This window comes from Mesorhizobium denitrificans (assembly GCF_003403035.1).
Taxonomy (GTDB): Bacteria; Pseudomonadota; Alphaproteobacteria; order Rhizobiales; family Rhizobiaceae; genus Mesorhizobium_G; species Mesorhizobium_G denitrificans.
Window position 1 is genome coordinate 1 of record NZ_QURN01000004.1, and the last position, 26,724, is coordinate 26,724.

General features: G+C 56.1%; 34 protein-coding genes and 1 tRNA gene. 7 read left to right on the top strand and 28 right to left on the bottom strand.

Going from position 1 to position 26,724, the window contains the following annotated elements; translation table 11 throughout:
- From DY251_RS04980 to DY251_RS21425, 6 genes are all read right to left on the bottom strand, one after another.
- Window positions 1–354: IS21 family transposase (locus tag DY251_RS04980; RefSeq protein WP_483466591.1), on the bottom strand; the 354-nt coding region annotated here is incomplete at its 3' end.
- Window positions 355–1,085: 731 nt separating this feature from the next.
- Window positions 1,086–1,694 carry a hypothetical protein gene (locus DY251_RS04985; RefSeq protein ID WP_116622777.1) on the bottom strand — a complete coding sequence of 203 codons (609 nt, stop codon included), beginning with the start codon at window positions 1,692–1,694 and terminating at the stop codon, window positions 1,086–1,088.
- A 9-nt stretch (window positions 1,695–1,703) separates the two neighbouring features.
- A complete protein-coding gene (locus tag DY251_RS04990; RefSeq protein WP_147307418.1) occupies window positions 1,704–2,198 on the bottom strand; it encodes a hypothetical protein in 495 nt (164 codons plus the stop codon).
- Window positions 2,199–2,236: 38 nt separating this feature from the next.
- On the bottom strand, window positions 2,237–4,303 hold the full coding sequence (locus tag DY251_RS05000; RefSeq protein ID WP_116622780.1) for a hypothetical protein: 2,067 nt from the start codon (window positions 4,301–4,303) through the stop codon (window positions 2,237–2,239).
- Window positions 4,300–5,712, bottom strand: coding sequence for a hypothetical protein (locus tag DY251_RS05005; protein WP_116622781.1), 1,413 nt, complete (start codon window positions 5,710–5,712; stop codon window positions 4,300–4,302). Before DY251_RS05005 ends, DY251_RS05000 begins: the two co-directional genes overlap by 4 nt.
- Window positions 5,712–5,855, bottom strand: coding sequence for a type II toxin -antitoxin system TacA 1-like antitoxin (locus DY251_RS21425; RefSeq protein ID WP_158553221.1), 144 nt, complete (start codon window positions 5,853–5,855; stop codon window positions 5,712–5,714). The genes DY251_RS05005 and DY251_RS21425 overlap by 1 nt, the downstream gene beginning before the upstream one ends.
- A 204-nt stretch (window positions 5,856–6,059) precedes the next feature.
- Here DY251_RS21425 and DY251_RS05010 point away from each other — a divergent pair, with 204 nt between their 5' ends.
- Both DY251_RS05010 and DY251_RS05015 read left to right on the top strand, forming a co-directional pair.
- On the top strand, window positions 6,060–6,419 hold the full coding sequence (locus DY251_RS05010; RefSeq protein WP_116622782.1) for an immunity protein Imm33 domain-containing protein: 360 nt from the start codon (window positions 6,060–6,062) through the stop codon (window positions 6,417–6,419).
- Window positions 6,420–6,593: 174 nt separating this feature from the next.
- Window positions 6,594–6,920 (top strand): hypothetical protein, encoded by a 327-nt coding sequence (locus tag DY251_RS05015; protein WP_116622783.1) that lies wholly within the window; start codon window positions 6,594–6,596, stop codon window positions 6,918–6,920.
- A 125-nt stretch (window positions 6,921–7,045) separates the two neighbouring features.
- Here the strand turns inward: DY251_RS05015 and DY251_RS05020 are convergent, their stop codons facing one another.
- From DY251_RS05020 to DY251_RS05085, 16 genes are all read right to left on the bottom strand, one after another.
- A complete protein-coding gene (locus tag DY251_RS05020; RefSeq protein ID WP_137113419.1) occupies window positions 7,046–7,396 on the bottom strand; it encodes a hypothetical protein in 351 nt (116 codons plus the stop codon).
- A 167-nt stretch (window positions 7,397–7,563) separates the two neighbouring features.
- Window positions 7,564–7,926, bottom strand: a complete 363-nt coding sequence (locus DY251_RS05025) for an Imm8 family immunity protein (protein WP_158553222.1) — start codon at window positions 7,924–7,926, stop codon at window positions 7,564–7,566.
- A 96-nt stretch (window positions 7,927–8,022) separates the two neighbouring features.
- On the bottom strand, window positions 8,023–8,523 hold the full coding sequence (locus tag DY251_RS05030; protein WP_158553223.1) for an Imm26 family immunity protein: 501 nt from the start codon (window positions 8,521–8,523) through the stop codon (window positions 8,023–8,025).
- Window positions 8,507–8,692 carry a hypothetical protein gene (locus tag DY251_RS21430; protein WP_158553224.1) on the bottom strand — a complete coding sequence of 62 codons (186 nt, stop codon included), beginning with the start codon at window positions 8,690–8,692 and terminating at the stop codon, window positions 8,507–8,509. Before DY251_RS21430 ends, DY251_RS05030 begins: the two co-directional genes overlap by 17 nt.
- Window positions 8,689–9,000 carry a hypothetical protein gene (locus DY251_RS05035; RefSeq protein WP_116622787.1) on the bottom strand — a complete coding sequence of 104 codons (312 nt, stop codon included), beginning with the start codon at window positions 8,998–9,000 and terminating at the stop codon, window positions 8,689–8,691. Before DY251_RS05035 ends, DY251_RS21430 begins: the two co-directional genes overlap by 4 nt.
- A complete protein-coding gene (locus DY251_RS05040) occupies window positions 9,001–9,657 on the bottom strand; it encodes a TrmH family RNA methyltransferase (protein WP_116622788.1) in 657 nt (218 codons plus the stop codon). It abuts the gene before it with no gap.
- Between the two features lie 57 nt (window positions 9,658–9,714).
- Window positions 9,715–9,963 carry a hypothetical protein gene (locus DY251_RS05045; RefSeq protein ID WP_116622789.1) on the bottom strand — a complete coding sequence of 83 codons (249 nt, stop codon included), beginning with the start codon at window positions 9,961–9,963 and terminating at the stop codon, window positions 9,715–9,717.
- A 34-nt stretch (window positions 9,964–9,997) separates the two neighbouring features.
- Window positions 9,998–10,726: a hypothetical protein gene (locus tag DY251_RS05050; protein ID WP_245415866.1), complete on the bottom strand. Its 729-nt coding sequence runs from the start codon at window positions 10,724–10,726 to the stop codon at window positions 9,998–10,000.
- 98 nt (window positions 10,727–10,824) lie between these two features.
- A complete protein-coding gene (locus tag DY251_RS21235; protein ID WP_137113417.1) occupies window positions 10,825–11,193 on the bottom strand; it encodes a hypothetical protein in 369 nt (122 codons plus the stop codon).
- Window positions 11,190–12,704, bottom strand: a complete 1,515-nt coding sequence (locus DY251_RS05060; protein ID WP_116622791.1) for a YfjI family protein — start codon at window positions 12,702–12,704, stop codon at window positions 11,190–11,192. Before DY251_RS05060 ends, DY251_RS21235 begins: the two co-directional genes overlap by 4 nt.
- A complete protein-coding gene (locus tag DY251_RS05065) occupies window positions 12,701–13,261 on the bottom strand; it encodes a hypothetical protein (protein WP_116622792.1) in 561 nt (186 codons plus the stop codon). The genes DY251_RS05060 and DY251_RS05065 overlap by 4 nt, the downstream gene beginning before the upstream one ends.
- On the bottom strand, window positions 13,258–13,494 hold the full coding sequence (locus DY251_RS21240; protein WP_137113416.1) for a hypothetical protein: 237 nt from the start codon (window positions 13,492–13,494) through the stop codon (window positions 13,258–13,260). The genes DY251_RS05065 and DY251_RS21240 overlap by 4 nt, the downstream gene beginning before the upstream one ends.
- A gap of 10 nt (window positions 13,495–13,504) precedes the next feature.
- Window positions 13,505–13,681: a helix-turn-helix transcriptional regulator gene (locus tag DY251_RS05070; protein ID WP_116622793.1), complete on the bottom strand. Its 177-nt coding sequence runs from the start codon at window positions 13,679–13,681 to the stop codon at window positions 13,505–13,507.
- Window positions 13,682–13,835: 154 nt separating this feature from the next.
- Entirely contained in the window at window positions 13,836–14,642 is an 807-nt protein-coding gene (locus DY251_RS05075; RefSeq protein ID WP_116622794.1) for a hypothetical protein, read from the bottom strand.
- Between the two features lie 90 nt (window positions 14,643–14,732).
- On the bottom strand, window positions 14,733–15,962 hold the full coding sequence (locus DY251_RS05080; RefSeq protein WP_116622795.1) for a tyrosine-type recombinase/integrase: 1,230 nt from the start codon (window positions 15,960–15,962) through the stop codon (window positions 14,733–14,735).
- 141 nt (window positions 15,963–16,103) lie between these two features.
- A tRNA-Ala gene (locus DY251_RS05085) sits at window positions 16,104–16,179 on the bottom strand.
- Between the two features lie 120 nt (window positions 16,180–16,299).
- Between DY251_RS05085 and DY251_RS05090 the strand changes: the two genes are divergently transcribed.
- Window positions 16,300–16,593, top strand: a complete 294-nt coding sequence (locus tag DY251_RS05090) for a YggT family protein (RefSeq protein WP_116622796.1) — start codon at window positions 16,300–16,302, stop codon at window positions 16,591–16,593.
- Window positions 16,590–16,913 (top strand): DUF167 family protein, encoded by a 324-nt coding sequence (locus DY251_RS05095; RefSeq protein ID WP_116622797.1) that lies wholly within the window; start codon window positions 16,590–16,592, stop codon window positions 16,911–16,913. The genes DY251_RS05090 and DY251_RS05095 overlap by 4 nt, the downstream gene beginning before the upstream one ends.
- Before the next feature lie 12 nt (window positions 16,914–16,925).
- On the opposite strand, the gene DY251_RS05100 is transcribed toward DY251_RS05095, so the two are convergent.
- The 4 genes from DY251_RS05100 to tesB form a co-directional block, all read right to left on the bottom strand.
- A complete protein-coding gene (locus DY251_RS05100; RefSeq protein ID WP_116622798.1) occupies window positions 16,926–19,592 on the bottom strand; it encodes a DNA translocase FtsK in 2,667 nt (888 codons plus the stop codon).
- A 203-nt stretch (window positions 19,593–19,795) separates the two neighbouring features.
- Window positions 19,796–21,166, bottom strand: a complete 1,371-nt coding sequence (locus DY251_RS05105) for an ammonium transporter (protein WP_116623113.1) — start codon at window positions 21,164–21,166, stop codon at window positions 19,796–19,798.
- Between the two features lie 38 nt (window positions 21,167–21,204).
- Window positions 21,205–21,543: a P-II family nitrogen regulator gene (locus DY251_RS05110; protein ID WP_116622799.1), complete on the bottom strand. Its 339-nt coding sequence runs from the start codon at window positions 21,541–21,543 to the stop codon at window positions 21,205–21,207.
- A 224-nt stretch (window positions 21,544–21,767) separates the two neighbouring features.
- Window positions 21,768–22,640 carry an acyl-CoA thioesterase II gene (tesB, locus tag DY251_RS05115; RefSeq protein ID WP_116622800.1) on the bottom strand — a complete coding sequence of 291 codons (873 nt, stop codon included), beginning with the start codon at window positions 22,638–22,640 and terminating at the stop codon, window positions 21,768–21,770.
- 189 nt (window positions 22,641–22,829) lie between these two features.
- Here tesB and DY251_RS05120 point away from each other — a divergent pair, with 189 nt between their 5' ends.
- The 3 genes from DY251_RS05120 to DY251_RS05130 all read left to right on the top strand — a co-directional run bounded on the left by DY251_RS05120 (window position 22,830) and on the right by DY251_RS05130 (window position 25,106).
- Window positions 22,830–24,071 carry a ubiquinone biosynthesis hydroxylase gene (locus tag DY251_RS05120; RefSeq protein WP_170971282.1) on the top strand — a complete coding sequence of 414 codons (1,242 nt, stop codon included), beginning with the start codon at window positions 22,830–22,832 and terminating at the stop codon, window positions 24,069–24,071.
- Window positions 24,072–24,110: 39 nt separating this feature from the next.
- The gene (locus DY251_RS05125) at window positions 24,111–24,572 is read left to right on the top strand and encodes a YbaK/EbsC family protein (RefSeq protein WP_116622801.1); all 462 of its coding nucleotides are present in this window, start codon (window positions 24,111–24,113) and stop codon (window positions 24,570–24,572) included.
- Window positions 24,573–24,668: 96 nt separating this feature from the next.
- A complete protein-coding gene (locus DY251_RS05130) occupies window positions 24,669–25,106 on the top strand; it encodes an OsmC family protein (protein WP_116622802.1) in 438 nt (145 codons plus the stop codon).
- A gap of 10 nt (window positions 25,107–25,116) precedes the next feature.
- Here the strand turns inward: DY251_RS05130 and DY251_RS05135 are convergent, their stop codons facing one another.
- Both DY251_RS05135 and DY251_RS05140 read right to left on the bottom strand, forming a co-directional pair.
- Complete coding sequence (locus DY251_RS05135) at window positions 25,117–25,791, bottom strand: DUF480 domain-containing protein (protein ID WP_116622803.1); 675 nt, start codon at window positions 25,789–25,791, stop codon at window positions 25,117–25,119.
- 151 nt (window positions 25,792–25,942) lie between these two features.
- Window positions 25,943–26,722, bottom strand: coding sequence for a succinate dehydrogenase iron-sulfur subunit (locus DY251_RS05140; protein WP_116622804.1), 780 nt, complete (start codon window positions 26,720–26,722; stop codon window positions 25,943–25,945).
- Window positions 26,723–26,724: the final 2 nt, after the last annotated feature.

The window sequence follows — 26,724 nt, forward strand, 5'->3', positions numbered from 1 at the left end:
GGCCGCGGCACTGCCGCGTTGCTCTTCCCAATCCTGCGCATGCCGCCACACTGAGCTATAGCTGCCGTCATAGCCGAGGCCGCGAAGCTCCTCGTATATCCGGATCAGTGTCAGCCGCTCCCGCTGAGACTTCGCCGCATTCACCGACAGCAGCAGATCGAGCTTCTCACGCCAGGCGCCCATCCGCGGATAGGGCTGATGCTTGCGCTCGTAACGAAACTCCGTCTCGTCCGACCGCAGCACCTTGCGCACCACCTTCCGGGAGATCTTCAGCTCCCGGCAGATCGCCTTGATCGACTTTCCCTGCACCAGCGACAGCCGGCGTATCTTTGCAATCGTCTCCACAATCAACATCCAAAACAAATGCCTCCGATAAAACCGGAAGCATCTTGATGACCCCACGTTAAGGGGTCCCGTTTGGACGAAAATCACCCCTTAAGCAGGGTCCTCATTCCACGAAAAATCACAGTCATTTGATTACACAGGATTTCTTCTTTGGGAATGGGAGCAGAAAATGGCTGTGACGAACCAAGATGTTTTGTTGCGGCCTTCACAACAGTTCGCTCGATGTTACGAATAGCCCCGCCGTCAAAGGCTGAGACGGCGGGGCCAGTGCCTCAAGACCGAGTGGGGACGGATTCAATCAGGCCTACGTACTCCGAGAGCAAAACTCGGAAGGGTGCCCGCCTTAGTTCGGATCACAATAAAGTCGCTCGGTCATTTCCGAGGAATGGCAAGGTATATGTGTCATGCATACACCTTGCGGCCTGATTTGAGAGCAAAGGTATGGCCATGATGGCCACACCTTCAATCTCATCAGGGTGCATTCGATGACATTTGCCTCATGGCAGCGATAAGCGCTGCCGTTTCGCGCCTTGCCTCGATTGCCTCGCACGTGAACCGGCCTGTGCGGTAGTTGCCATGCTTCTCGCCTCTGGGCGCTCCACCCCGCGCGCCGTGACTGCGGCACACTTTCCAACCCTTCATTGCCGGACCCTTACAGGGCAATCCGGTTCGCTTCGAGCGTGCCGAGCAACGAGGCGCAGCATGTGCCTTGCTCATGGGGTAATGTTGCATAATTTCGATCATACCCCACCCCCCTGTGTGACAGTGCCAACGATGGCCTGCCCACCCTCGTTGACGGTGACATGCTCGACCGTGACCTTCTGTTCACCCTTGGAACGATAGCGCTTCAGGGCCTCTATCTGCGTCGTGAAAGTGCGGGCGAGCTTATTCAGCGCCTTCTCGTGCAATTCGATCCATGTAACTTCCTTGGCGACTGAAAGACGGGCTGCAGTTGTCATGGTTGCCATGTGAATTGCCGACATCTGGATGGCAAGCATGGCCTCAACCTCATCTTGCGGGCGAATGCCCCGCACAAGGGCAAGACTGGCATTGAGGGCTTCGGGAGTACACGGAGCCGTTGCACCGGGTATCGCCAGTTTAGTTAGTTGCTCCAGAGCGATCTGCACGAAGTCCGGGTCGGCTGTGCCGATGGCTTCCATAATCAGCTTGTACCCTGTCTCTTTATCTTCATGGTCAGGAGCAATGCGAAGGTCTTTGCCCTTCTTCGTTGCCTTCATGACAGGTGTGGGAATCGTGTTCTGTCTGCGAAGTTCAAATGCCGAAAGCGCCTTGTTCTCGCGGGGCGTCGGCTCATAAGGCTTGGCTGGGGCTTGTGCTGTTTTGGCCATTTATATTCCTCAGTGTTGGGGCTGTGTCTGGCCATATGCGGCAACAAGTGCGCTGTAGGCTTCAGCAGCCTTAGTGAGCAGGTCCTGTCCCATTGCGAAATAAAGGCCTGCCTGATCGAGATCACCATGCTTGCGCATCACGTCCGCTGCCGAATGACAGGCTTTCGAGAAGGCAATGAAATCGAACAGGTCCACGTCCGTCCTGCTTGTGGTCGTGAACACAGCAGCGAGTGAAGCAGCCGTTTCTTCCTGCAAGCCACGTTGGACATCTCTTGTCAGCAGGTCCGCAATCTTAGCCTGAACTTCGGCATAGGTCGGTATTTGCACCGCTTTTACCTTTGCCGTTTCCGGCGTATTCTTCGCCCTATGTACTATGATCACTTCCGGCCTCCGGATCATTTCAGCCCGCTTGGAAAGATCGCCTTCCGAACGTTCTGCTCCTTGCTTTTCATCATTGGCATGAGCCTGTTTATCCGCTTCGTGCTGCCGCTGGTGGAAACGCATGTTTCCGTTCCTTTCCGCGATTGGGTCTTGAGCCTGTTCTAGCGGGCAGGCAAAAAGCCCTGACGTTTGTCGTCCAGAAGCGGCATGCCCGGCGCCCTGAGCAGAACACCACCTTGACCGGATGCCATCTTCGGAACAGGAACACGCGTCGCGGTGTAGGTTTTTGCCTGTCTGGATAGCGCGCCAGCGCCCTTTAGCGCCCCTGTGGCAAGAGCACCGACGCCCATCGCCTCCAATGGGCCCAGACCACCGTAAAGGCCTCCACCGCCAGCCAGCGTGCCCATGATGGCAGTCCCATAGCGCTGAAGCTGCGGCAACATCCTGTTGGCCGTGTTGCTGGTATTCAATCCTTCCCTGGCAGGTGAGAGCATGCGCATGGTGGCAAGGTACTTGCCCATCAGTTCGCGCTCGCCGTCTGAGAACAGTGTCGACGCAACCGACTTTCCCTGACCGTTGAGAAGACCGTCGAGATTCTTGGCAATCTGGGACGGGTTCAGCGCCTCGTCACCCGCTCGGGTAGCTCGCAGCCAGAATGACTGACGTACCGCGCTCCATTCCGGGCTATCCGGTCCAAGCACCTTGCGAAGATGCTGCGCGGTCATGAACGACATGTTCTTCGGAGAAGCGACGGAAGAGCCCCAAAGGTACTGACCGATTTCTTCCGGTGACATATCCTTTTCCGAAATGGCCTTTACTGCACGCTGGGCTTCATATTGCGGATTGAATGTGCGTCCCTGTTTGAGCTTAGGATCGGCAATGCTCATGTAATCCGACCACTTGGAACGCGCCGTCTTCAGTTGGTCGAGAACATCATCGGAAGCCGAGACCAGCCCGTTGTCGAAGATGTCGTCCATCCACTGGTCGACAGAACCGGAAATGGCCTTCAGGGCCGGTGCATCCTGTCCGATTGGCGGAAAGTTCTTGCGTAAGCCTGCACGAAGGCTTTCCACCCAGCGCAATTGAGCGTCGATGTTCTTCACATCGCCGGATGGCTTGGGGAGCCTGCCAATGTAGTCATCGATATAGGCCATCGCACGCGCTGCACCCTGATGATACATCGGGTCGATCAGAATCTGGTCAGAGGTCAGCCTGTTGCGAATGAAGTCCGGCAGGGAACGCACTGCCTCTCCCGAAACCAAGACGTCATTGTCGTCAATGACCTTGTAGGCGTCTTTCGATGCTGCCTTCGTCATGTCCCTGACACTGCGCAGTCTGCCCGGAATGGCTTCATAGGCCGAGGAAGCAGAGGAAATGGGAACGTTTGGACCGGCAAGGCCTCTTTGCACCTGATTTACGGATTCGCCGAGTGCTTCGCGCTGTGCTGCGTCGAAGCCGGACATGCTGCCCTGAGAGCGAAGCTGGTTCTCGATATTGGATTGTGGAATGGAACGCGTTGCTTGCGCTCTGGACAAAGGTATTCCGAACTCGTTTGCCGTCTGGACATTGGCAGCCGGATTGACCCCCTTGGCTATATCGTCCGAGCCACGAAACAGGGCCTTCGAACCGGCACCAATGCCCGTTGCGAGCAATTCTCCACCGCTACCCAGCGCAGCACCTAGCGGGAAGTTGTAGGCCGCACGTGCCATACGGTCCTGAACACCTTCCCCAGAGCCAAAGCCATAGCCTGCTGCCTGCAGGCCACCATCGGCCCCACCGCTCAGAAGACGCGTAAACCAGCCCTTGCCTGCCTGGGTGGCATTGGCCGCAAGAGACAGGCCGCCACGAGCCATTCCGGATGCATTGCCAACCGCACCCAGAACCTGACCCGCAAGATGCGACTTTGGATAAGCTTTGGCATCGTCCTCGCTGGTATGGCGAATTTCGTCCAGCAGCTCGCTGTATCCCTTGCCATGACCACCCGGCAGCATGCCGCCAAGCGTTCCAACTGCAGCGGCAGCCTCGTCAGCCAATCCCCATGTTGCCAGATCGGCAAAGCCCTGTGCGGCACTGCGCCCCTGACGGATACCTTCGGATTCAAGTGCAGGCGGCGCGTCCAGCACAAAGCCACCCGGAAGCTGTGGCGTGGTTTGCTGTGAAGGCTGTTGCGGTTCGTCTTCAAGAACGAAGCCCGGAGGCAGCGGAATGGGCTGGCGAATATCCGTCATTGTACTGGCTCCCACTCACTGCCGTTCCATTCGATGACTTGTCCCGTTTGCGGATTGCGGGCTCGCGGCTTCGGACCTGTCTGAGGATTCCTTACTCGTTCCGGACCCGTAACGTTTGCTGGTGCTGGTTTTGAAGGGCGTTTTGGAAAGATCGGGTTCAACTCTGCCCATTGGGCTAGATAATCATCGAAGCCCGCATCGATCCTGCCATTGTTCTTTTCCGCATAGCCACGAGCCAGTTTTGCAACCTGCTGCTTGCGCTGCGCCAGCTTGCGCTGAATGTCGATCAACTGGCGATTGCCCTCAGGGCTGTTGGACAGGTTTGGCACCTGATCGAGCACGAAATCACGGTCGGCATTGGAAAAGCCCGTGCCAAGTGAACCACCCATGCTGTCCAGTGCTGCGGATTTCGTCATGGCATTGAAGGTTTCCATGTCCGAGACGCCGTTAGGATCAAGCCCAAGAGCTGCGGCAACCCGCTTTGCATACTGAACTGCACCCGAACCGGTTCCGGAATAGAAGCCCGGCTGGTTCATCGCCTGATCCATGACGGTAAGGCTGTTGAGGGCCTTGCCTGCCGTCTGTGCATCTTTCTGGATATCGAGGAAGCGTTCGCCAAAGCCCTTGCCGACTGTCTTGTCGTACTCGTTGTCGACCGGCATGTTGACGTTGGTCGTTACTCCACCGCCGTTGACGCGCATGAAGCTCTGATATTCGGGAGTGCCTGGTTGCAGTCCGGCAGCACGCGCTCGCCATTCCAATGTCTGGACCGCGTCTGGCGGCTCATATGGCTTTGGCGCTTCTGGCAGATTGCCGGTGAGGAAATAACGCCGTCCTTCAGCCGAGTTTGGATCAACGCCTGCCTGAGTGAGTGCCTGAGCACGCTGCTGGTACTCATTGGGCTTGCCGCCCATGATCTGTTCATTCAGGACATTGCGAAGAATGTCCTTGTTGTGGGCGATATAGTTGGCGGCACCCGCGTCGTAGCCTCTTCGCTGCAGCCAGGCCACAGTCTCGTTGAGGCCCTTTTGTTCAGGGTTGAAAAGGTTCTGAAGAAAACCACCAAAGCCCTGTCCCGATGCGCTTGCCGAACCTGCTCGACCAGTTGCAGCAGTCTGGCTGCCGGAAAGGGATTTCGAAGCCGGATCATCCTGCATAGTTGATGCAGACGCCGTTCCTGAAACTGCAGGCTGTGCGTTGATAGGGGTGGCACCCCCCATATACGGGTTCAGTTGCTGCTGCATGATACGTTGCCCGACAGCGTCCAATGTGCCGCCGCCAGCAGGTGTATCGTCACCACCGAGGAACAGCAGTCGATTTGAGCCATTCGAAGGCTGCGCGACAGCAGCAAGACGGTTCTGTTGTTCCGGGTTGAGGATGCCGCTCAGGAAATCGAGAATGCCGACCATCACTGCACCCCCGCTGCCTTGAGCGCAGTTGCGCGAATGAATTCGGAAATGGACTGGCCACGACGACGGGCAGCATCGAGGATGATCCCCTTGTCTGCACCGGTTATTCGAGCCTTGATCAGATCTGCCTTGATTGTTTGCATTGTCTGCGTGCCTCTTGTGGACACACAGAATCTAGCATTTCAGAGAGCATAAATAAAGTAATACAATCAATGTGTTATAGTGTATCCAAGGTTGTCCGGGTGTGTCCGGTGTTGTTCGAGAATGCGCTGCTATTAGACACTCGACACAGTAAGATGTGATAACCGAAGCGCTTTGGCAAAATCGGCGATTGGGGGGCGGCACGAATGATCACATTTCCAGAGGTACGGTTGGGGCAGCGCGCACTGTGTGACCGCATTGGTGCTGATTTTGTGCCAAGTCCAGTGTCGAGCAAAGTGGGGATCTCTCAGAATTTTGATCTTTTCAACGAGCCAATAAATGGGCTGAGGCATTTGCCTGTCGGTGACACAACCGGATGGTATATATGGAGCGGCGAAGAACTGTCATCCGCCGCCGACTTCTTTCAGCCAATTCATGTTTCGCATTTGATAGAAGCGTCCTCTCCGGTCGTGCGATTTCTTGGTTTGCCGCCAGGTTGGCGGTTTCTGTTTGATGCCGCCGGATATGAAGATATTTGGTTCGATGAATCGCTACTTTTGGTTTGAGCAGCGAGACACAAGAATTGGATGATTTTGCTATTCTGATTTGCGGCCATGTTTTCAGACGCGAACGCCGCGTTGAATACATCGTTCGGCATCTCGACTAGCGGAGTGTCGGCTTCGGAACGGTTCTCGGATTGACCAGAAGGATGTTCCGCCTGAAATTATGAGGACACCCTAATGAGCCGTTCATTCATGGTTGACAAGGTCGCATGGCATACAAGCACCAAAGGCAATCCTGAAAGTCGTGAGGAAACCATTGAGCGGTTTCGGGTATTCGTGTCCTTCTTGTGCAGGAATGGTCTTCTATCAACGCATTCTAACGTGGCACAACGACATATTGACGAGGATTTTGAAATCGTTTCGGAGGATCTGAATGAACTCGGTATGCTCGTCATTAAGAAGGGATATGACAGCTGGCTTAAAAAAATCGACAGCGGCATGCCCTCTAGTGACACGTCAGTTCTCGATAAAGCGCTCGACGCTGTTCGGTCAGAAGCACATTGATACGAGATAAGTCCTCAAATGGTCGTTGGCTACTACGGGCTAGCCTTTGACCGCTCCGAGCGGGTGGACCGATATTACCGGCGACCTGCCACAAGGATTGGGCTGCGAATCATAACGGTGGCGGGTTATTCGGCAGGAATGCGGCGCTCAAAACGCCATTCAGCAGCAAAGCATTCGAACATATTGTCCCGAAGGTAGAAGAGGAAATGCCGCTGCTGGAAATGCAGCGGTGCAGTTATGTGCCAGTCTGTCGGCGTGAGTTGTTGGTCGTCTTCGCCAAGCAGTTCATAAAACTCGCCCCAAGCCGGAGCAGCTTTGCCATAGCGGCACTCACCAGCATACCACCCCTCGTCGTTGGTCGCCCCCAGTCTCCACATTGAGCATTGGTCGAAGGTCAGGCACGCCCTCTCGTCTTCCTCTGCCGCGTAAGCCCACGGGTTAAGGAAAAACGTCAGCCGCACTGTTTGGCCGCTCACCGTCACCTTTTCGCAAGGTGCATTGGGCTCGGCATTCCAGTCATTATTTAGGTGCTTAAAAGCTGGCATCGACATAGTGGCAGTCGTGATTTGAACGATTTGGCCTAGGATCAATTATCTCAATTTACTTTTCATGCGCTACGGCCAGCGATGAACCCAAGCATCGGCTACATACCTTCGAATTCCCAAAAGAAAACTCTTCTCAGGCAATCATTGCTTTCTTCGTAACTGCCCAGATCACATTGTGAGATGCACCTGTAAATTTCGGCCTCAACTTCTAGCGGATCAAATGTATCGAAGCAAAGGACGCGCCCTTCATTCGGAAGCGGGCAATTACCTGCGCGACATTCTTCAGCGTAACGTCCCGTGACTACGTCGACATCGAATATGTCTGCAGCGGGCGTTTCATCAAAGCCAATGATAAGCCGAACCGAGATATGAACATCGGCTTGCTTTGGTAGATCACGGAAGTCGATATATTGGCCTGATTTATCAAAGATCGAGCTGTAGATATCATGAACTTTGATCACACAATCTGCCTCCATTAATGGCCTGCTGCTAACCACCAAACAATGAAACGAGGGTGGATCAAGTAGGCGCAACCATTCATACTGTTGCCTGCGTCCCTAAGAATGACTGTGCGGTGACGATTTGAGCTTCATTATTTCGACCCACTTATTGGGCACACCGGCAAAATGGTCGCGAAGCCGTTGCTCGACGTGTTCGGGGTCCCATACCGCCGCAGCCTCCAAGCCGATTGCTTCATTGTAACTAATGGGAAACTCACTGCCGTCTGTGTCGCAGTACGAGGTTAGACGACCATTTATGGTGTCCTGTTTGAAGAAACGCGTGCCCTCGAAGCATCCCTTAAATTTCTCTGTATGGCCAAGCTTCCGCCAACGACCCTTTTTTACAGCATAATCCATCACCCAAACAGCGAACAAAACATCATACCGATCGATGGATGAAACACTGTGTTCTGTATCAGACAAAACATCGAAAAATCCAAACAGTGGATGATTAAGGGCCACAGCGTAGCAATGTTGCGTGTCGGTTATTGGGACGATGAAAACGTCACCTTCCTTCTTTTGAATTCTCTTCAAAACTGCCTCATACTGAGGTTTCATAACCTTTGCGATCAAGAATGACGGGCAATGGTTTGACGCGTCGTGCCATGCCCTTACGCAGACCATCCGCACGTTCAGGCAAGGCCGTATTATTGAACGCAGCCATGAAGCCCAACAGCCATCCATGTGCCTGAAGAATTTCAGTCGCCTTCTCGATTTCCTTCTTCATGCGTTCTTCTCAATTTCGTCGAGCCGGCGATTGAGAAGCATTGCGTTGAATTCCACAAAGCATTCGGAAGAAATCGTTTCACCGGTTTCGACATTGATAATTTCAATATCGGCGAAGGGCGTTTTCGTGTCAGCAACAGTTTCGGGCCATAGCGTCAGTCGACTTGCGACCGACGTACCATAAAGGTCCAGCGTGATTCCTTGCGACTCCGCGTTGCTCCAATCACCGATGCGCTCGATTTCAAACCGGTGTGATATCCGAGACTTATTTGTCTCTAGCCATTGATTAAGCAATGCCGCGTTGTGCATTCAAGTCATAACTTCGTCAGATTCGCGTTTGGGAACGACGGGTAACTGCGTGGCACGTTGCCCCTTTTTGCCGGCACGGCGGAATTTGCTTTGGTATTCGCGCCGCTGCTTTGCGACCTCATAAAGAACGATCCCCGAGCATGTCCCAAGGTTGAGACTTTCGATCATTCCAAACATTGGAATTGCCACACACATCTCACTGTGTTCAACCGCAAGCGGGCTTATCCCACGCGCCTCATTGCCGAACCAAACCGCAAGCTTTGCATGAGGTGTAAAATCGCCTTCATGGAGATAAACGTTGGTCTTGCCCTTTACATGCGGCGAGGTGACGACCGATATATAGCCGTTCTTCTCAAGGTGAGCGATGCAAGCTTCAGTGCTGTCAAATCGCTTAACGAAGGTCCATTTCACGGCAGATACAGATGGAGCTGAAAGCGATTTGCGCTCCCTCATATCCTGCCAGTCATCGGGGAGGGACCGGCGTGGATCGACGATATAAACCTTCTCTACGCCAAGCGCATTGGCGTTGCGTATGACAGCGCCAATGTTCCGAACATCGGTCGGGTCTTCGATAACCGCGACCAAATTTTTGCAGCGAAATGACCTGATGGCGTTGGCACGCGCGCGAACAGTTGGTTTTGACTTTCGTTCTTCCATACAGCTTTCTACGCAATTGAATTCGGGGCTTCAATGGGCCGAGGGTAGCTTATCGCTCTAACTGTCCCGCTGGTCATCGGCCAAAACTTCTAGAAGCGCCGCGTGCACGCCCTTGGCCGCTTCATAGCGTAGCCGGGCGGCATGAGCGGCTTTCCAGTAGCCGTCTGCCAAGCTGGACCGGTCCTTGATGGCAGAGGCGATATCGCGTTCCTTGCGCATCTGCGCTTCGTGAAAGGCGGCTTCCGCTTGAGAGAGCACGAACGCTGATGCTGGAAGGAGGGCAGTCAGAAGCGAGTGGATCGCCATTACGCTGCCCTCCCGAGAAGTTCCACGATGCTGTTCAAGTGCTCTCGTTCACTTTGCTCTGCGACCTGCAGAATCCTGAGTTGGTCCTGCGGCAAATCCTGTTGATAGCACTTTCCACGAGGCTTCGAAGCGCGTCCGGAGCAATGGCGTCCAACTCCACCGACACTTCTCCGAAGTTCTTCGAACGGCTGTCGCTGGTCTTCGTGGCACGCGTTGGCAAATTCCATTGCTCTATTTGAGAAGGTGAAACTGCCAGCCGTTCAAAGTGAATTTCGCTGCGAGGTGCCATTTCCCTCAAGTCACGCTCAATCTTCATTCCCGCGTCAACGCCCGAGGGATCGTAATCGCCAAGGTGGTAGACATAGGCTGGCACGTCGAGCGATGAAATGAACTCGGCTGCCGTGTGAAGGAACGAAAGGCTGGCATATCCTCGCGCAACCATGAGTGGCACGTCGTAGAGCGACGTCACCGGCATCACGACGCCGGCAAGTGCATCCTTTTCGAGCCATATCTCGACATAGCATGCAGCATCGGTCCATAGGCTTTTGCGATAGAACCGGGCCGTGTCCTGTAGTGCCTGCTCAATGCTGTCGAAGGTGCGCGGCTTACGTTGCCAGCGGGTGTTATCCGCCAGCCAGTCATAGCTCAGACGTCCCGTCCGGCGCATGATGGCAAGGTCGGTCTGCACCTTCGCGTAACCGGCTTCAGTCTTTTCGACAATGTTGCGAACCGTCGCCTGATAATAAACCTGCCGAACCGTCATGGGATGCATTTCCCAAACGATATTCCAAAGCGCGGCACGACGGTTTTCGATTTCGGCTTTTGTCGCTCGCGGACGTTTTATGGGGCTAGCTAGATAAATCATAGCGGCCCGCCTTCTGCGTCGTCTGAGCCATAAATTTCCAATCTTGCGCGCCGTTCCGCCTCCCGCCGTGAAAAGTCCGCATCGAACTCGAGGATTGCCGCGCGTTCTTCGAACTCAGCATTCAGCGATTCTTTATCATGCAGGAAAGGTGAGGATTGATGGCCCTCGCCATTGCCGAAATCCGCCTTACCCCCCTTTGACACAACTGACACAACTGACAAAACCTCGGAACTATGAGTTTTGTGGGGGTGAGTGCCCGCTGCTTCTAGGGAATTGGTAGGTACGATGTGGAGGGTTTTGTCAGTTGTGTCAGTTGTGTCAAACACCCCTGAACCCATTTTTGCTGCTTGTAGCCAGCGTGTCATTTCTGGCTTCCGAGTAGTGCTGGATTGACGGCATAGAGGCGAATGGGACGCCCGCCCTGCGACTTTGCCGAGCTTTCAACCGCGCGAACCAGATCAGCTTCCTCAAGCGGTTTTATCGACTGGCTTACTTCGTCGGCGCTCTTGAGGCTCGGACGAGCACAACGAACGACTTGCCTGATGGTGAACTGCCGCCAATGCTGCTCTCTTATCAGTTGGACCAGCCGCCTCGCCGCGCGCTCTTCTTTTGATACCGAAGCATCCGCATAAGCGCGCCGCGCCATTGGAAGAAGGTATGCTTCGATCAGATGCGCAGCCTTGCCAAATGCGCTGACACCAATCTCTCTTGGCTCATCTGCCTCTTCCGACGCCCATTCCAGATAGGTCAGAATGAGCGAGAGACGTGCTGCGATACCGGGAAGCTTGCCGATGAAGGACTTGAGCAATCCCTCGCTCTCGTTCTCCCAGTCTCGTACCTGCTGGCGAAAATCATCCATCAGGTTGCGGGCATCATCTGTGAACGGAATGAACCAGGGGCGCTTGTTGCCATCCGCATCGGTTGGCATGTCCAGCATAAGCAGCCTGCCAATAACGTTTTCCATGAACAGATCATCATGGAAGAGTGTTGGACGCTTTACCGGCGCTGGATGCGGCCAGATCGGAACGAACCTGGCAAGCAACCCGTCATCATCCGATTTCATCAGCAGAGTACGCATCCGGTCAGGTTGGATGCCGCCGGTCACACCCACGGTCAGGCGCTCGACATAGACTGGATCACGTCCCATGCGCTCGACCGTGTAGCCACGACCGCCATAGCTTTCCAACCAGAACGGCCTGTCGCTTCCACCGCCAGAATACCTCGCCATTCCCTGCAGCCATCCTGCAAGCTCATCACGAGAGACAAGAACGCCACGCGGCTGCCGAGATAGAATGACAGCCAACCGCTCGACTGTCGTGTCTGAAACAGCCAGCCGGGGTAGAAATGGCTCGGGGCCGGGATCGGCGCTCGCAGGTCTTGCAGGCGGATCTTCGTCAGCCTTGATGGCGGCCTTGACCTGCTCCTTCCACGCACTCTCAGCGAGCTTTGCGACTTCAGCGTTTGAACGCCATTCCTCGACTTCCGCTTTCGCCTTATCGCGCTGACGACGTTCTGCCTGCTTCAATGGAATAAGCACCGCGTCCAACGCAGGTGACTTGTTGGCAGAAGGATTGCCAATAATGACCGACCAAAGGACAGGTGGTTCTGCCCAGCCCTCCCATACCAGAGGCCAACGCGCATTGCCGAGTACCGAACCGCAGACGGACAGGACCGCTGCCATCACATAGTCAGGCGGTGCTGCCTTGGCTTCAGCCGCTGCCTCGATCCATTCCACCCATTTGGACGAGAACACATCACGCAGTGGCAAAGCTGGCGGCTCCGGCAGTTCGGAGCGCAGATACCGCATATCCGGCTCTGGCCATGCAGGGTGCTGTGCTTCGTATTCGCTGATGGGAATGATCTTTATCTCATTCATGCCGCAACCCTCCGGCCTGCGATAACAAAGACTTCCGGACCTTTGGGCGGCTGCATATGCCTGCGGTATTGAAGGATGAGGGTTTCATCGACGGCTATGCGCGGCACGTCCCGCAGCCGGTCGAAGGCCAACGACCAATCGACCACGACAATCCCATCACGATCTGCCTGTAGCCATTGGAGTGGATCAGCAAAGATGTTCAGGCGGCAGTCGAAGGAATATGTCGCCGGATCGTCGACAATCTCCTGTCCGAGCGCGAAGGTACGCCCTTCTGAGGTTGCCAGTTCGCCAGTTCTCGGTTGCCAAAAGCCGATATCAACCGGCTCCATGAAGCCGTCGAAAATGTCGAAGGCGAGCCAAGCTTCGCCATCTTCAGAGAAATCAAAGCGACCGTCAGGTGCAACCTCGCCATAGCCAAGTTGGATCGCCGAGGGCTGATGATATCGGCTGAATATCAATGACTGGATATTGACACCTGAGCGCCGGAGCCAATCCAAATGGCGCTGACGTAAGCCAATGAGGTTCTGACCGGGCGACGGATATGAGGTGCTATTCATGCAGCCCTCCTTGCCAGACCGGCGTTCTCGGCAATTGCACGCGCAAGCGGCTGCGAGATTGCGTACGCCTGCGACAGCTTGGCAATCACATGGTCCAACGGAGCGGATATGTGCTCCCACGGTGCAATATCATTTGTGTTTAGTGGAGAGGCTTGGTAGAAAGCGGTTGCTGAATTCGCTTTATCTACCAAGCCGTTGAGGCCCGTCGCCTCAGCGGCTTTTTCTTTTCTCATGTGTCACCGCCTACGCCGCAGTCGGCAGTGAGTTGATGTAATCCGATATCTCGGACGTGAGGATGAGCGTGCGCTTGCCTGCTTTGCGAGGCGTCAGCTTTTTTTCTTGAAACAGGCGATAAATGGAAGAGCGGCCAAGCCCTGTCATAGACATTGCTTGAGGGATCGTAACGGAAATTGGTGTCATAACTGGTTCCTTGTTATGGAACCGGCTGACCTGCTGTCAGCCTAGCAACCCGTGCGTCAGTGCGTCAGGATGTCCCCCAAAATATACATGGAAGACGCGCTGTCATGAGAGTGAAAATAAAAAGAACAGCCGACCGGTTTGCTCTCAAAGGGAGTTATCCGCCTGTGAGACCGGCTAGTTTTTTCTCCCTTTGGCGGTCTTTGGCGGCTTTTCTGATCTGCCGAATCTTGGCCGCCATGCCGCCCTCGCTTTTGTCCGAACGGTACTTTTCGGGCGTCAAAGAAACTAGCGTAGACATCAACTTCGCAAACTTATTCGGCTGTTCACCATCCGCGTAAGGCGCAATCGGAAATTTAAAGGTTTGCGCCCATTCCGTTAGATCCAAGACAAGTCGATCAAGGGCTGCTTCTGTCGGTACTATCTCCCTCGATGATTGTTCTTCGATCTGGCGCTTCACCTTATCACAGGCGATACGCAACCCCATCGTGAAACTAAGCAGGGTTTTAGTCTTGATGCGAACGCCAAATCCAACGTCGGGTACTTCGAAGCGCTCAGCGAAGGGTTCCCATCCCTTTTTATCGCTAACGACGATATCGCCGCGTCCAGGATAAATAGGTATCGGATCAAACGCTTGGATGACCTCATGTTCTATATGGACCAGCGCGTCGGTTCTCGGATCTTCGCCACAAGTTATCTGCCAAAGAGCGGCAACCGCTGCTTCGTATTTGGCCAATTCCGTGGCCGCATCAGCCCAAGTCTGTCTGTTTCGCTCTACAATCAAGTTGTCGAGGTATGTATCCGCCAGCCTGACAAGTTCCTTTCGCGCCGTTTCGCTTATGACCGTATCATATGCCTCCTGAAGCTTTTCGAACCCGTTATCGTCTATTTCAAAGGAAGCGTCCTTTGTGTAGCTGATGAAGGGTAGCTGACTCTTTAGGCCGGTTTTCTTTTCCTTTGCCATCGCCGCATCCTACGATTGCATCATATGGTCCACAGGGAAACGGGTGATGCTGCCGGCTTGTCGGATGCCTCCTATCCCTGCAGATTCGCGTTATGCTGTCCGATCCGCCAACCGAACCACATTATCACTCGGAACTGCCCCAACGTAGTCAGCCCATACCTGCATTAGTGCTCTGCGTTTCTCCAGTGCATCGAGCCTGCGATATGCGCGCTCGGTTTCATCACCAACCTTGTGCGCCAACGCAGCCTCCGCCACGTCACGTGGGAAATTGGTTTGGTCACCACACCAATCCCTGAATGAGCTTCTGAAGCCGTGAACCGTAATGTTCTCTGCCTTCATTCGGCGCAGCAGCATCAGCATAGCCATGCTGGAAAGTGGGCGACCGTGCAGCATATCCTGTCGATTGCCCGGTCTTGGTTCACCGGCAAACGCGTACTCGCCACGCTCGTTTTCCTTGAGCATGGCCATGATTTCCAATGCCCGGTCTGATAGAGGAACCTTATGCTGCTGACCCGCTTTCATTCTCGCAGCGGGAATGGTCCAGACAGCCTTTTCCAGATCGAATTCAGACCATTTTGCACCTATCACCTCGCCGGATCGCATTGCAGTGAGTATGGTGAACTCCAGCGCCCTGGCAGCCATTGCTTCTAGTTCTCGCAGGCGAACAACAAAGGCCGGGACCTCGTCATAAGGCAACGCCGGTTGATGTCCGCGCTGGAGCTTCTGTCGCTTGGGAAGCAGGTTCCGAAGGTTGCCACGCCAGGCAGCAGGATTCTCACCCGATCTCCAGCCTTTGACTTTTGCGTATTCGAGCACCCGTTCGATACGCCCCCGAACACGCGACGCAGTTTCATTCTTGGTCACCCATATTGGAGAAAGTACCTTCAGCACATCCTCCACTTCAATCTCGGACACGCGCATCGAACGGATGTGAGAGCAGTATGTTTCGCCTAGCGTCTGCTCCCATTGGTAACGATGCTTGGAATTGCGCCATTCGGATTCGACCGACGCAATGTACTTTTCGGCACAGTCAGCAAAAGTTGGCTCAGCTTCCCGATCGCGTTCGATTCGTGGATTGCGACCCTCTGCGACCGCAGTTCTACAATCACCCGCTTTCTGGCGTGCCTTGGCCAACGTGATTGAAGGATACCCACCCAGCCCCATTTCCTGACGCTTGCGATTCTGCGTCCACATAAAGACCCAGGACTTTGAACCACCTGGGGCTACGTCCAAATAAAGGCCACCGCCATCTGAAAGACGCGTCTGTTTCGTCGCAGCCTTGACGGCTGTGTCTGTCAACCGGTTCAGCGTAAGAGCCATTAGCCCGTGCCCAACAATTTACCCAACAAAGTTTGTGGGATAATAGCGCACTATCGAACACTATGGGAACCGCAAACAGCGCAGATGCACTTGAATCTTCTACATTCTTGGAACTACGTGGGACGATGAAAAATGGTGGTTTGGTGGAGCTGAGGGGGATCGAACCCCTGACCTCGTCATTGCGAACGACGCGCTCTCCCAGCTGAGCTACAGCCCCCACCGAAGGATGCGCGCATTTATGTGCTAGGCAACATAGCTGTCAAGACACCGTCGAAGCATCGGGACTTGCCGCGATTGGCTCCAATAGCTACATGTCGCAGCATGTCTGGAGCGAAACATGATCCCGGTTATTAACACCCTGCTTTTTGTCCTGAATATCTATTGGTGGATTATCATTCTGTCGGTCATATTTTCATGGCTCTACGCGTTCAATGTCGTGAACTCGCGCAATCAGTTCGTCGGCATGATTGGCAATGCGCTGTTCCAGATGACGGAACCGGTTTTCCGCCCAATCCGCAACATGCTGCCAAGCCTCGGCACCGTCGATATTTCGCCGCTGGTCGTGCTGGTGATCCTGTTCTTCCTCGAGCAGGTGCTGGTGCAGATCGCACTTTCCTATTCCGGACTGTGAGCGACTGGCTCCGATTGCATAAAGACGGAGTCGAGCTGACGGTTCGACTTACGCCGCGCTCATCCAGCAATAAGGTTGAGGGGCTTATCGCGAGCGCCGATGGCGCTCAGCACCTTTCGGCCCGCGTTCGCGCCGTTCCCGAAAAGGGCAAGGCGAACACCGCGCTCGAAGAACTGGTCGCCGAATGGCTTGGCGTGCCGAAGCGCACAGTCTCGATTGTCAGCGGTTCAACGTCGCGCCTTAAAACGGTGATGGTAAATGGCGATCCGCGAGATTTGTCCGCGCGGATCGCTGCGCTGGCCCAACAGACCGCTGCCTGAGCAGCGGCAGCTTTACATCTTGTCCTGTTCGGTAGGCACGAGGATCTCGCGCTTTCCAGCGTGATTTGCAGGACCGACGATACCTTCCTGCTCCATCCTCTCAATGATCGAAGCGGCCTTGTTATAGCCGACGCCGAGACGGCGCTGAATATAGCTGGTCGATGCCTTGCCATCGCGCAGCACAACCGAGACGGCCTGATCATACGGATCTTCGGAATCGTCGAAGTTGCCGCCACCTCCACCGCCGCCGCCCCGTGGCTGGTCGTCCTCATCGTCTTCATCGTCTTCGGTGATGGCGTCGAGATATTCCGGCACGCCCTGCGTCTTGAGATGCTTGACGACCTTTTCGACCTCATCATCCGAAACGAATGGCCCGTGCACGCGCTGGATACGGCCACCGCCTGCCATATAGAGCATGTCGCCCATGCCAAGCAGTTGTTCAGCGCCCTGCTCACCCAGAATGGTGCGGCTGTCGATCTTCGACGTGACCTGGAAGGAAATACGCGTCGGGAAGTTGGCCTTGATCGTGCCGGTGATGACGTCGACCGATGGTCGCTGCGTAGCCATGATAACGTGGATGCCGGCCGCACGCGCCATCTGGGCAAGCCGCTGCACCGCGCCTTCAATGTCCTTGCCGGCTACCATCATGAGGTCGGCCATTTCGTCGATTATCACGACGATGTAGGGCATTGGCTTGAGGTCCAGCACTTCCGTTTCGTAGATAGCCTCGCCGGTCTGGCGGTCGAAGCCGGTCTGCACCGTGCGGCTGATCTGCTCCCCGCTCTTTTCCGCCTGCGCGACGCGCGCATTGAAACCATCGATGTTGCGCACGCCCACCTTGGACATTTTGCGGTAGCGATCTTCCATCTCGCGCACGGTCCATTTGAGCGCGACAACTGCCTTTTTCGGATCGGTCACGACCGGCGTCAGCAAATGCGGAATGCCGTCATAGACGGAAAGCTCCAGCATCTTGGGGTCGATCATGATCAGGCGGCATTCTTCCGGCGTCATGCGATACAGCATGGACAGGATCATGGTGTTGATGGCCACGGACTTACCGGAGCCGGTCGTACCCGCGACCAGAACGTGAGGCATCTTGGCGATGTCGACGGTGACGGCCTCACCATTGATCGTCTTGCCAAGCGCAAGAGCAAGCTTCGCCTTGGTCTGCTCGAAATCACGGCTCGCGAGAAGTTCGCGCAGATACACCGTTTCACGGCTGGCGTTCGGAAGCTCGATGCCGATGGCATTACGCCCCGGCACAACGGCAACACGGCAGGCAATGGCGCTCATGGAGCGTGCTATGTCATCCGCGAGGCCAATGACGCGCGACGACTTAATGCCGGGCGCAGGCTCAAGCTCATACAGCGTCACGACAGGGCCGGGGCGAACCTGGATGATTTCGCCCTTAACGCCGAAATCTTCCAACACGCCTTCCAGCAGGCGCGCGTTCTGCTCCAGCGCGTCCTTTGATAGCGATGGATGTTTGACGACATTCTTCGGCTCGGCAAGGAAATGCAGAGACGGCATTTCAAACGTACCGCTGCCGAGCATCGATGTCTGCGCTTCGCGAACAACGCGATTGCCTTGCTGTGGTCGCGGCGCGGGCGTTGAAACCCGCGCTGAATCACTAGGACGACCCGACGTCTGCCCCGGCACGGACCGATAATTCTGCACGCGTGCATCCGGCGACGGCAGCGGCACCTCATAATCATCATCCATATCGAACGGCGGTGCGTCGTCCATATCGTCATCATCCGCAAAAACCTGCGGCTCGACACGACGCTCGCTCACCATCTGGGCGAAGAATTCAGGTTCAACACGCGCGCGGCCATGCGGGCTGACGCGCATTTCTTCCATCTCGGCAAGTTCGACCTGTTCCGCCGCGCGACGCCAGCCGCCACGACGCTCAAAATCGCCCGGCTGCGCATGGGACGCGAAGCGACGACGGAAGAAGTGCTGCGCAGACAGCCACCAATGCGTTACCGCGCCGAGGAAAGCGAAGCTGAATCCGTCGTCTTCATCCTCGTCGCCATCCTCCATTGCGGGCTGGCCGGCATGGCGCATCGGCAATTCGGCCTTCTTCTCCTGCTTCGGCTCTGGACCGCGAGCGATGATCGCCGACGCGTAGCTGAACGCAACAAGCGCAGGCATTAGCAGAACAAGGGCCACGATTGCGCCCTTCCATCCGCTTGGATAGGCACCGATAAAGAGCGAAGGCAGCTTAAGCACCATATCGCCGAATACCCCGCCAAGACCTGTAGGCAACGGCCAGGTGGGCGGCGGCGTGAAGCATCCCGCGATGCCCGCGAACAAAACGGATGCGCCAAACCACGCCAGCGCACGCTTGCCGACGCGGTCAATGCGCGTGGCGGTGGCGAGGAAGAGAGCCCAGATGACCGCCGGAACCAATGCTGCGACGGAAGACAGGCCATAAAACTGGATTGCGAGATCGGAAAACACTGCGCCGGGATAACCCATCGCATTGGTTACTTCGTTTCCGGTTGCGTGGCTGAAGCTCGGATCAGCAACATTCCACGTCGCCATAGCCGCGAGGCAGAACGCAATGACCATCAAAAGCGCCAACCCGGCAACGCGGCCAGCCTGTCGCTTCAGAAATGAGCGGAAACCAAAGCCCTGGTCTTCGAGAGCCATGGATGAAGAGGAACCTGAACGCATACCCTGCAAAACCCCGTCTCTGTGCCCCGCCCACAGATAGCGGGCAGGCAGATTCGCGCTCACACTATTAGGGTCTTGGTAAAGGCTGGATTAACCATAGAGCGTTTCGACAACATTCCGCGAAAACAAGAAAGACCCGGCACGAGGCCGGGTCAGTGTGCAGGAAATGGTGGCGCGGCGTATCCGTCGCGCCGGTAAAAGTCCTAGGAGTGATATGCCACTTCGCCATGCGAGGTGAGATCGAGACCCTGACGTTCTGCCTCTTCGGTAGGACGCAGGCCAATAATCGCATCGACGATCTTATAGAAGATCGCTGACCCGATGCCGCACCATACGACGGTGATGACAACAGCCGTGAGCTGGACCAGGAACTGCGCGCCGATCGAGTAATCTTCAGCACCGGTGCCGCCAAGCGACGGAGCGGTGAAGATGCCGGTGCCGAGCGCGCCAATGATGCCGCCGATGCCATGCACGCCGAAAACGTCGAGCGAGTCGTCATAGCCCATCTTGTGTTTCACGACCGCCACGAAGAAGTAGCAGACACCCGAAGCGAGAGCACCGAGCACGATGGCCCCGATTGGACCAACAGTACCGCAAGCGGGCGTAACAGCAACCAGACCTGCGACAAGACCCGACGCAGCACCGAGCATGGACGCCTTGCCGCGCAGAACCGCTTCAAGAACCGACCAGGCGATGATCGCACCCGCCGTCGCGGTGAAGGTGTTGATCATGGCCAGAGCGGCGCCACCATTGGCTTCCAGATTGGAACCGGCGTTGAAGCCGAACCAGCCTACCCACAGGATCGAAGCGCCGACCATGGTGAGTGTCATTGAGTGAGGCGCCATATTGTCCTTGCCGTAACCAACGCGCTTGCCGACAAAAATAGCGCCGACGAGAGCTGCGATACCAGCGTTGATGTGAACGACAGTGCCGCCTGCAAAGTCCAGCGCGCCCATTTTAAAGATGTAGCCATTCGCATCCCAAACCATGTGCGCGATCGGGAAATAGACGAATGTGACCCACAGTATCGTGAACAGCACGACTGCAGAGAACTTGATGCGTTCCGCGAACGCTCCAACGATCAGCGCAGGCGTGATCACCGCGAAGGTCATTTGGAAACAGATGAAGACGTATTCAGGCAGCACGTAACCGGCGCTGAACGTCGAAGCGGTCGAGTCTTTCGTAACGCCAACGAGGAACGCCTTGCCCAGACCGCCCCAGAACGGCCCGGTGCCGCCGCCAAAAGCCATCGAGTAGCCGTACACAACCCAAACAACCATGACTACGGCAGCGATCATGGTGCACTGCATGAGAACGGAAAGCATGTTCTTGGCGCGAACCAGACCGCCATAGAAGAGCGCCAGGCCTGGCAAGGTCATGAAAAGCACCAACACGGTGGACGCCATCATCCAGGCGGCATCGCCCTTATCCATAACAGGGGCAGGCGCTGCCGCTGCTGCATCAGCCGCCGCCGGAGCAGCATCTTGTGCGAAGGCGGCAACGGTTCCCATCGCTGCCAGGCCGAGCGCGCCGAGGAGCGCCGTGCGCGCACCTTTCCTGAGTGTCGTATTCATTGTCATTGAACTCTCCTGAGAATCACTTGAACGACGGCTCAAAGCGCGTCTGTGTCGGTTTCGCCGGTGCGGATGCGCACGGCCTGATCGATGCCGAAGACAAAGATTTTGCCATCGCCGATCTGGCCGGTTTTGGCGGAGATCGCGATTGCGTCGACCGCCTTGTCCACGAGGTCGGCGGCAACAGCGATTTCAATCTTGATTTTGGGAAGGAAGCTGACGGCGTATTCTGCGCCGCGATAGATTTCCGTATGACCTTTCTGACGCCCGTAGCCTTTGACTTCGGTGACGGTCAGGCCCTGAATGCCGACATTGGTGAGCGCTTCACGCACCTCGTCAAGCTTGAACGGCTTGATGATTGCCATCACGATTTTCATGAAGAGTTACCCTCTGCTTTTGCGGTCCCCGCATTTGCTCCGAACATCACCGGAGCAGCCCGGCGACTGCACCAAAGGATTCAAGTCCTGTGCCAATTCGCCGGGAGCGAGCAAAAAACGCTGAAAAGAAAGGGAAAATTTATGAGATTATCGACCGCAGCCGGAATGCACCCACACCCACCACACCTGAGATGAACAAATTATATGCAATGCACAAGAATTGCCTAATTATTAGGCTTACGCTTTAGCCGGATGAGCCCTTCCTGCGCCACGGAAGCTATCAATGTTCCGCTGCGCGAATAGAGCGAACCACGCGTGAAGCCACGCCCGCCGGAGGTCGAAGGACTGTCCTGTGTGTAGAGGATCCAGTCGTCAAGCGGATCTTCGCGGTGAAACCACATGGCATGATCGAGGCTGGCGGCCTGAATGTCCTGATCGAAAATCGCCCGACCATGCGCAAAAGTAGACGTGTCCAGGAGAGTCATGTCTGACATGTAGCTCAGCAGCACACGGCGCATCGCCGGATCATCGGGGGGAGTTGCAGCAAAGCGAACCCAGACATGCTGCACCGGCTTCAGCTTTTCGCGACTGGTATAGTGCTCGACGATGACCGGCCTGACCTCAATGGGCCGCTCCCGCGCCCAATATTTGCGAACTACCTCCGGCACGCCATCACCAAGCCTCTCCAGAAGCTCGCGCTGGCCAGCGAGCTGCTCCGGCTGCGGCACATCCGGCATTGCTACCTGATGGTCAAGCCCGCTCTCAGGCTTTTGAAAAGAAGCTTCCAGCGAAAAAATCGCCTTGCCGTGTTGGGTCGCCACGACGCGGCGTGTGGTGAACGATCCGCCATCACGAATACGATCTACCGAATAAACGATGGGCGCGTTGGGATCGCCACCAAGCATGAAATAGCCATGCAGCGAGTGCGCGAGCCGTGTTGGCTCTACGGTGCGCTGCGCGGCTACAAGCGCCTGTGCGATGGTCTGACCGCCGAAAACACGCTGCCAGGAGGTGTGCGCGCTGCGCCCTTTGAAAACATTCTCCTCAATCTTCTCCAGATTCAGGAGATCGAGCAACGCATCGAAAACAGCAGACATCGCGACAGACCTCTGGTCAGGCAAGTTTCTTTTCGCTGCATGCGTTTCCGACAGGCAGCATCGCGCGTCAACCCGCAGCGCAGCAGAACTATGGTGCTATGCGCGCATTGACGCACTTTGCGCATGCGACACTATTTGGCTATGGCGCTATGCTATTATTCAAATGGCGCTCATAACTGGATGAACCATATGCCCGTTGCAACGAAGGATGGCTCTGGCAATCTCGATATTCTGATTGCGGGCGCAGGCTATGTCGGGCTGGCAGCCGCCGTCGCTATCAAATCCTCGCGTCCGAATCTGAGCATAGCGGTTGTCGATGCGGCTCCTGCGGGTGTCTGGCAAAAAGATGGCCGCTGCTCGGCAATCGCTGCCGCGGCTTCAAGGATGCTTGCGCAACTCGAATGCTGGGACGAAATCGCGCCCGTGGCCCAAGCTATTACCGACATGATCGTGACCGACTCGCGCACCAGCGATCCTGTGCGGCCGGTCTTTCTGACATTCGATGGTGAGGTTGAACCCGGCGAGCCCTTTGCGCACATGGTGCCGAACACCGCGTTGAACGGCGCGCTGCGCAAGCAAGCCGCCGCCCTCGGGATCGATATTCTTGAAGGTGTGGCGGTCAGTTCATTCGATCAGGGACTGTCTGGCCTGACCGTTCACCTCGCGGACGGCGTCGCGCTCAAGACCAAGCTGCTGATCGCGGCAGATGGCGTGCGCTCGAAACTGCGCGACATGGCCGGCATCAAAACTGTGCATTGGGACTACGGACAGTCCGGCATCGTGTGCACCATCGCGCATGAACGGCCGCATAACGGCCGCGCGGAAGAGCATTTTCTGCCCGCTGGCCCATTCGCAATTCTGCCGCTCAAGGGCAATCGATCGTCCATCGTCTGGACCGAACGCACCGCCGATGCGGACCGCATTGTCGCCGCGGATGATTTCGTTTTCGAGAGCGAGCTGGAAATGCGCTTCGGCCTCAAGCTCGGAGAAATCCGCGCGGAGACAAAGCCGCGCGCTTGGCCGCTTGGCCTGACCCTCGCACGCGAATTTATTGCCCCGCGCTTTGCCCTGGCGGGCGACGCCGCACACGGCATTCACCCCATTGCCGGGCAGGGTTTGAATCTTGGGCTGAAGGATGTCGCCGCGCTGGCCGAGGTGATTGTGGACGCCGACCGGCTGGGACAGGACATTGGCGCGTTCGATGTGCTGGAGCGCTATCAGATGTGGCGGCGCTTCGACACCTGGCAGATGGGCGTGACCACCGACGTGCTGAACCGGCTGTTCTCGAATGACTTCGGACCATTGCGGGCGTTGCGAGATATTGGCCTCGGACTGGTCGAGAGGGCGCCGCATCTGAAGAATTTCTTCATCAAGCAGGCCTCCGGCTTGGCTGGACCCGCGCCAAAGTTGCTGCGCGGAGAAGCGATCTAGGCGCTTGCATCTGCAGCCATCGCCGTCGATAAATCACACATGTCTCTTCAATCCGTTCGCGCCTTCTTCGCAGCCAATGCTCCCGACATCGACGTCATAGTGACCGAGCAAAGTTCGGCCACGGTGGCGCTGGCGGCTGAGGCACATGGCGTTGAGCCGGCGCAAATCGCCAAGACGATTTGCCTGCGCGTCGGCGACCAAATTCTGCTTGTTGTGGCGGCAGGCACAGCGCGCCTGGACAATCGCAAATTCAAGGATCGCTTCAGCGGCAAACCACGAATGCTGGACGCCGACGAAGTCGTGGCCGCAACCAGCCACCCGGTCGGCGGTGTTTGTCCGTTCGGCCTGCCGACAAAGCTGCCTGTCTACTGCGACGAATCGCTTCGCCGCTTTGCAGAAGTGGTTCCCGCAGCCGGAGCAACCAACGCGGCAGTGCACATTGCACCAGGCCGCATGGTGGAATTGACCAGCGCGCAATGGGTTGACGTCTGCCAATCCTGATTCTGCAACCCGGCATTCCCGAATGCGTTGTGTGATCTAGATTGCAACCAGTGTGTTGCTATAGTTCGATATCTGCAATCAAAACGGGAGAACGTCATGAACCGCACCTCGACTGCCATCTGGAAGGGGACCTTGACCGAGGGATCCGGCACGCTGGATACCCAAAGCGGCGTTTTCAACAAGCAGCCATATTCGTTCAAAGGCCGGTTTCAGGACGAAAGCGGAAAGTCCGGAACCAACCCGGAAGAGTTGATCGGTGCGGCTCATGCCGGCTGCTTCGCCATGCAGCTTTCGCATTTCCTTGCTGAAAACGGTACGCCCGCCGACGAACTGAATGCGAAAGCGGTTGTGACCTACGGCCCGGCAGCGGGAGGCGGCTTCGAGATCACCGAAAGCGCCCTGACGCTCGTCGGCAAGGTGCCGGGCATTGACGAAGCCAAGTTCAAGGAACTGGCCGAAAAGGCAAAAACCGGATGCCCTGTTTCCAAGGCACTCGGCGCGATCAAGGTTTCTCTGAACGCGAAATTGGCCTGAGCCCATCACATCATGCGCTGCGTGCTTCCAAATGAGCGCGCAGCGCTGCGACTTCCCGCTCAAGCTGCTGCACCCGCTTCTCAAGCGCCGATACGTTTATGACCGTAGTTGACGGCGCGAGAACGGGCGCAGGCGGCACGAGGCGCACCACAGGCGCAGGGGCAGGCGCAACTGCCGGCTTTCTTGCAACCTCTCCACAGAAGAGATGCGCAAAGCGCTCCTCGCGCTGACCGTAGAGCGGCTCAGTGATCGCGACCAACGAGGGCGATTGGGTGATGAGCAGGTCAAGTTGCTCTCGCAGGTAATTGATCGAGCCAAAAATCGCCATGCGCTCACTGCGAGCCATCAATTCATAGGCCGTCTGCGGGCCGCGCAACAACAACAGCGCGAGCAAAACCGCCTGCGGCTGAAGAAGGTTGTATTTATGGCCCAACCGATGCTCAAACCTGTCGGCGCGCGAGGCAAACGCGCGGCGTACGAGTTCCTTCTGTTCAAGCAATTTTATAGCGTGATTGATCTCGGCATCTTCCAGCGACATCACCGGATCGCGCGAGGTCTTCTGGTTCACCGCCGCTTTCAGCGACAGGAAGGTCAGCGGATACACATCCGGCGTAGCCTCCTTCTTTTCCAGGAGACAGCCGAGAATACGAGCTTCAATTTGGGTAAGGATAGGGAGTTGAGTCATGCACAAGTTTTAAAATATTAGTGATAACTAACTTAATAGCGTGAGCACGCATAAGTTGCTAGCCGAAATGGCTCAAAAATATCGTCCTGGCATGATTTTCACGAGACGGTGGCCCAGCCCAGACGAGTGGCTACCTGGCTGATGGCGACGCCTAAACGCGCCGCTCGACCATCATTTTCTTGATTTCGGCAATTGCCTTCGCAGGGTTCAGACCCTTCGGGCAGGTTTGCGTGCAGTTCATGATCGTGTGGCAGCGATAAAGCCGGAATGGATCTTCCAGATTGTCGAGACGTTCGCCAGTCGCTTCGTCGCGACTATCGATCAGCCAGCGATAGGCCTGCAACAGCACGGCAGGGCCGAGATACCGGTCGCCATTCCACCAATAGCTCGGGCATGAAGTGGAGCAGCAGGCACACAGAATGCATTCATAAAGTCCGTCCAGCTTCTGACGGTCTTCATGGCTTTGCAGCCACTCTTTCGCCGGCTCTGGCGAAACCGTCTGCAACCAAGGCTGGATAGAAGCGTGCTGCGCATAGAAATTGGTTAGGTCCGGCACGAGGTCTTTGATGACCTCCATATGCGGCAACGGATAAACTTTAACCGGGCCTTTGATCTCGTCTGCGCCCTTGGTGCAGGCCAGCGTGTTTGCTCCATCAATATTCATCGCGCACGAACCGCAAATGCCTTCGCGGCAGGAGCGGCGCAGCGTCAGCGTCGGGTCGATCTTGTTCTTGATGTAGAGCAAGGCATCCAGAACCATCGGACCGCAATCGTCCATGTCGACGAAATAGGTGTCCATGTGTGGATTCTGGTCATCGTCGGGCGACCAGCGATAGATGCGATATTCGCGAAGATTGGTCGCGCCTTCCGGCTTCGGCCAGATCTTGCCTTCCTGGATTTTCGAGTTTCTGGGGAGTGCGAGTTCAACCATGT

Excerpts from the sequence above, each read along its gene's own strand:
- DY251_RS05090 (WP_116622796.1), top strand. The coding sequence starts at position 16,300 with ATGATCCCGGTTATTAACACCCTGCTTTTTGTCCTGAATATCTATTGG.
- DY251_RS05075 (WP_116622794.1), bottom strand. The coding sequence starts at position 14,642 with ATGGCAAAGGAAAAGAAAACCGGCCTAAAGAGTCAGCTACCCTTCATC.
- DY251_RS05130 (WP_116622802.1), top strand. The coding sequence starts at position 24,669 with ATGAACCGCACCTCGACTGCCATCTGGAAGGGGACCTTGACCGAGGGA.
- DY251_RS04985 (WP_116622777.1), bottom strand. The coding sequence starts at position 1,694 with ATGGCCAAAACAGCACAAGCCCCAGCCAAGCCTTATGAGCCGACGCCC.
- DY251_RS21235 (WP_137113417.1), bottom strand. The coding sequence starts at position 11,193 with ATGACACGCTGGCTACAAGCAGCAAAAATGGGTTCAGGGGTGTTTGAC.
- DY251_RS21425 (WP_158553221.1), bottom strand. The coding sequence starts at position 5,855 with ATGCAAACAATCAAGGCAGATCTGATCAAGGCTCGAATAACCGGTGCA.
- DY251_RS05140 (WP_116622804.1), bottom strand. The coding sequence starts at position 26,722 with ATGGTTGAACTCGCACTCCCCAGAAACTCGAAAATCCAGGAAGGCAAG.
- DY251_RS05135 (WP_116622803.1), bottom strand. The coding sequence starts at position 25,791 with ATGACTCAACTCCCTATCCTTACCCAAATTGAAGCTCGTATTCTCGGC.
- DY251_RS05125 (WP_116622801.1), top strand. The coding sequence starts at position 24,111 with ATGTCTCTTCAATCCGTTCGCGCCTTCTTCGCAGCCAATGCTCCCGAC.
- tesB (WP_116622800.1), bottom strand. The coding sequence starts at position 22,640 with ATGTCTGCTGTTTTCGATGCGTTGCTCGATCTCCTGAATCTGGAGAAG.
- DY251_RS05060 (WP_116622791.1), bottom strand. The coding sequence starts at position 12,704 with ATGAATGAGATAAAGATCATTCCCATCAGCGAATACGAAGCACAGCAC.
- DY251_RS21240 (WP_137113416.1), bottom strand. The coding sequence starts at position 13,494 with ATGAGAAAAGAAAAAGCCGCTGAGGCGACGGGCCTCAACGGCTTGGTA.
- DY251_RS05045 (WP_116622789.1), bottom strand. The coding sequence starts at position 9,963 with ATGGCGATCCACTCGCTTCTGACTGCCCTCCTTCCAGCATCAGCGTTC.
- DY251_RS05050 (WP_245415866.1), bottom strand. The coding sequence starts at position 10,726 with ATGACGGTTCGGCAGGTTTATTATCAGGCGACGGTTCGCAACATTGTC.
- DY251_RS05040 (WP_116622788.1), bottom strand. The coding sequence starts at position 9,657 with ATGGAAGAACGAAAGTCAAAACCAACTGTTCGCGCGCGTGCCAACGCC.
- DY251_RS05100 (WP_116622798.1), bottom strand. The coding sequence starts at position 19,592 with ATGCGTTCAGGTTCCTCTTCATCCATGGCTCTCGAAGACCAGGGCTTT.
- DY251_RS05035 (WP_116622787.1), bottom strand. The coding sequence starts at position 9,000 with ATGCACAACGCGGCATTGCTTAATCAATGGCTAGAGACAAATAAGTCT.
- DY251_RS05065 (WP_116622792.1), bottom strand. The coding sequence starts at position 13,261 with ATGAATAGCACCTCATATCCGTCGCCCGGTCAGAACCTCATTGGCTTA.
- DY251_RS05015 (WP_116622783.1), top strand. The coding sequence starts at position 6,594 with ATGAGCCGTTCATTCATGGTTGACAAGGTCGCATGGCATACAAGCACC.
- DY251_RS21430 (WP_158553224.1), bottom strand. The coding sequence starts at position 8,692 with ATGAAGAAGGAAATCGAGAAGGCGACTGAAATTCTTCAGGCACATGGA.
- DY251_RS05110 (WP_116622799.1), bottom strand. The coding sequence starts at position 21,543 with ATGAAAATCGTGATGGCAATCATCAAGCCGTTCAAGCTTGACGAGGTG.
- DY251_RS05070 (WP_116622793.1), bottom strand. The coding sequence starts at position 13,681 with ATGACACCAATTTCCGTTACGATCCCTCAAGCAATGTCTATGACAGGG.
- DY251_RS05105 (WP_116623113.1), bottom strand. The coding sequence starts at position 21,166 with ATGAATACGACACTCAGGAAAGGTGCGCGCACGGCGCTCCTCGGCGCG.
- DY251_RS05000 (WP_116622780.1), bottom strand. The coding sequence starts at position 4,303 with ATGACGGATATTCGCCAGCCCATTCCGCTGCCTCCGGGCTTCGTTCTT.
- DY251_RS05005 (WP_116622781.1), bottom strand. The coding sequence starts at position 5,712 with ATGGTCGGCATTCTCGATTTCCTGAGCGGCATCCTCAACCCGGAACAA.
- DY251_RS04990 (WP_147307418.1), bottom strand. The coding sequence starts at position 2,198 with ATGCGTTTCCACCAGCGGCAGCACGAAGCGGATAAACAGGCTCATGCC.
- DY251_RS05080 (WP_116622795.1), bottom strand. The coding sequence starts at position 15,962 with ATGGCTCTTACGCTGAACCGGTTGACAGACACAGCCGTCAAGGCTGCG.
- DY251_RS05120 (WP_170971282.1), top strand. The coding sequence starts at position 22,830 with ATGCCCGTTGCAACGAAGGATGGCTCTGGCAATCTCGATATTCTGATT.
- DY251_RS05030 (WP_158553223.1), bottom strand. The coding sequence starts at position 8,523 with ATGAAACCTCAGTATGAGGCAGTTTTGAAGAGAATTCAAAAGAAGGAA.
- DY251_RS05010 (WP_116622782.1), top strand. The coding sequence starts at position 6,060 with ATGATCACATTTCCAGAGGTACGGTTGGGGCAGCGCGCACTGTGTGAC.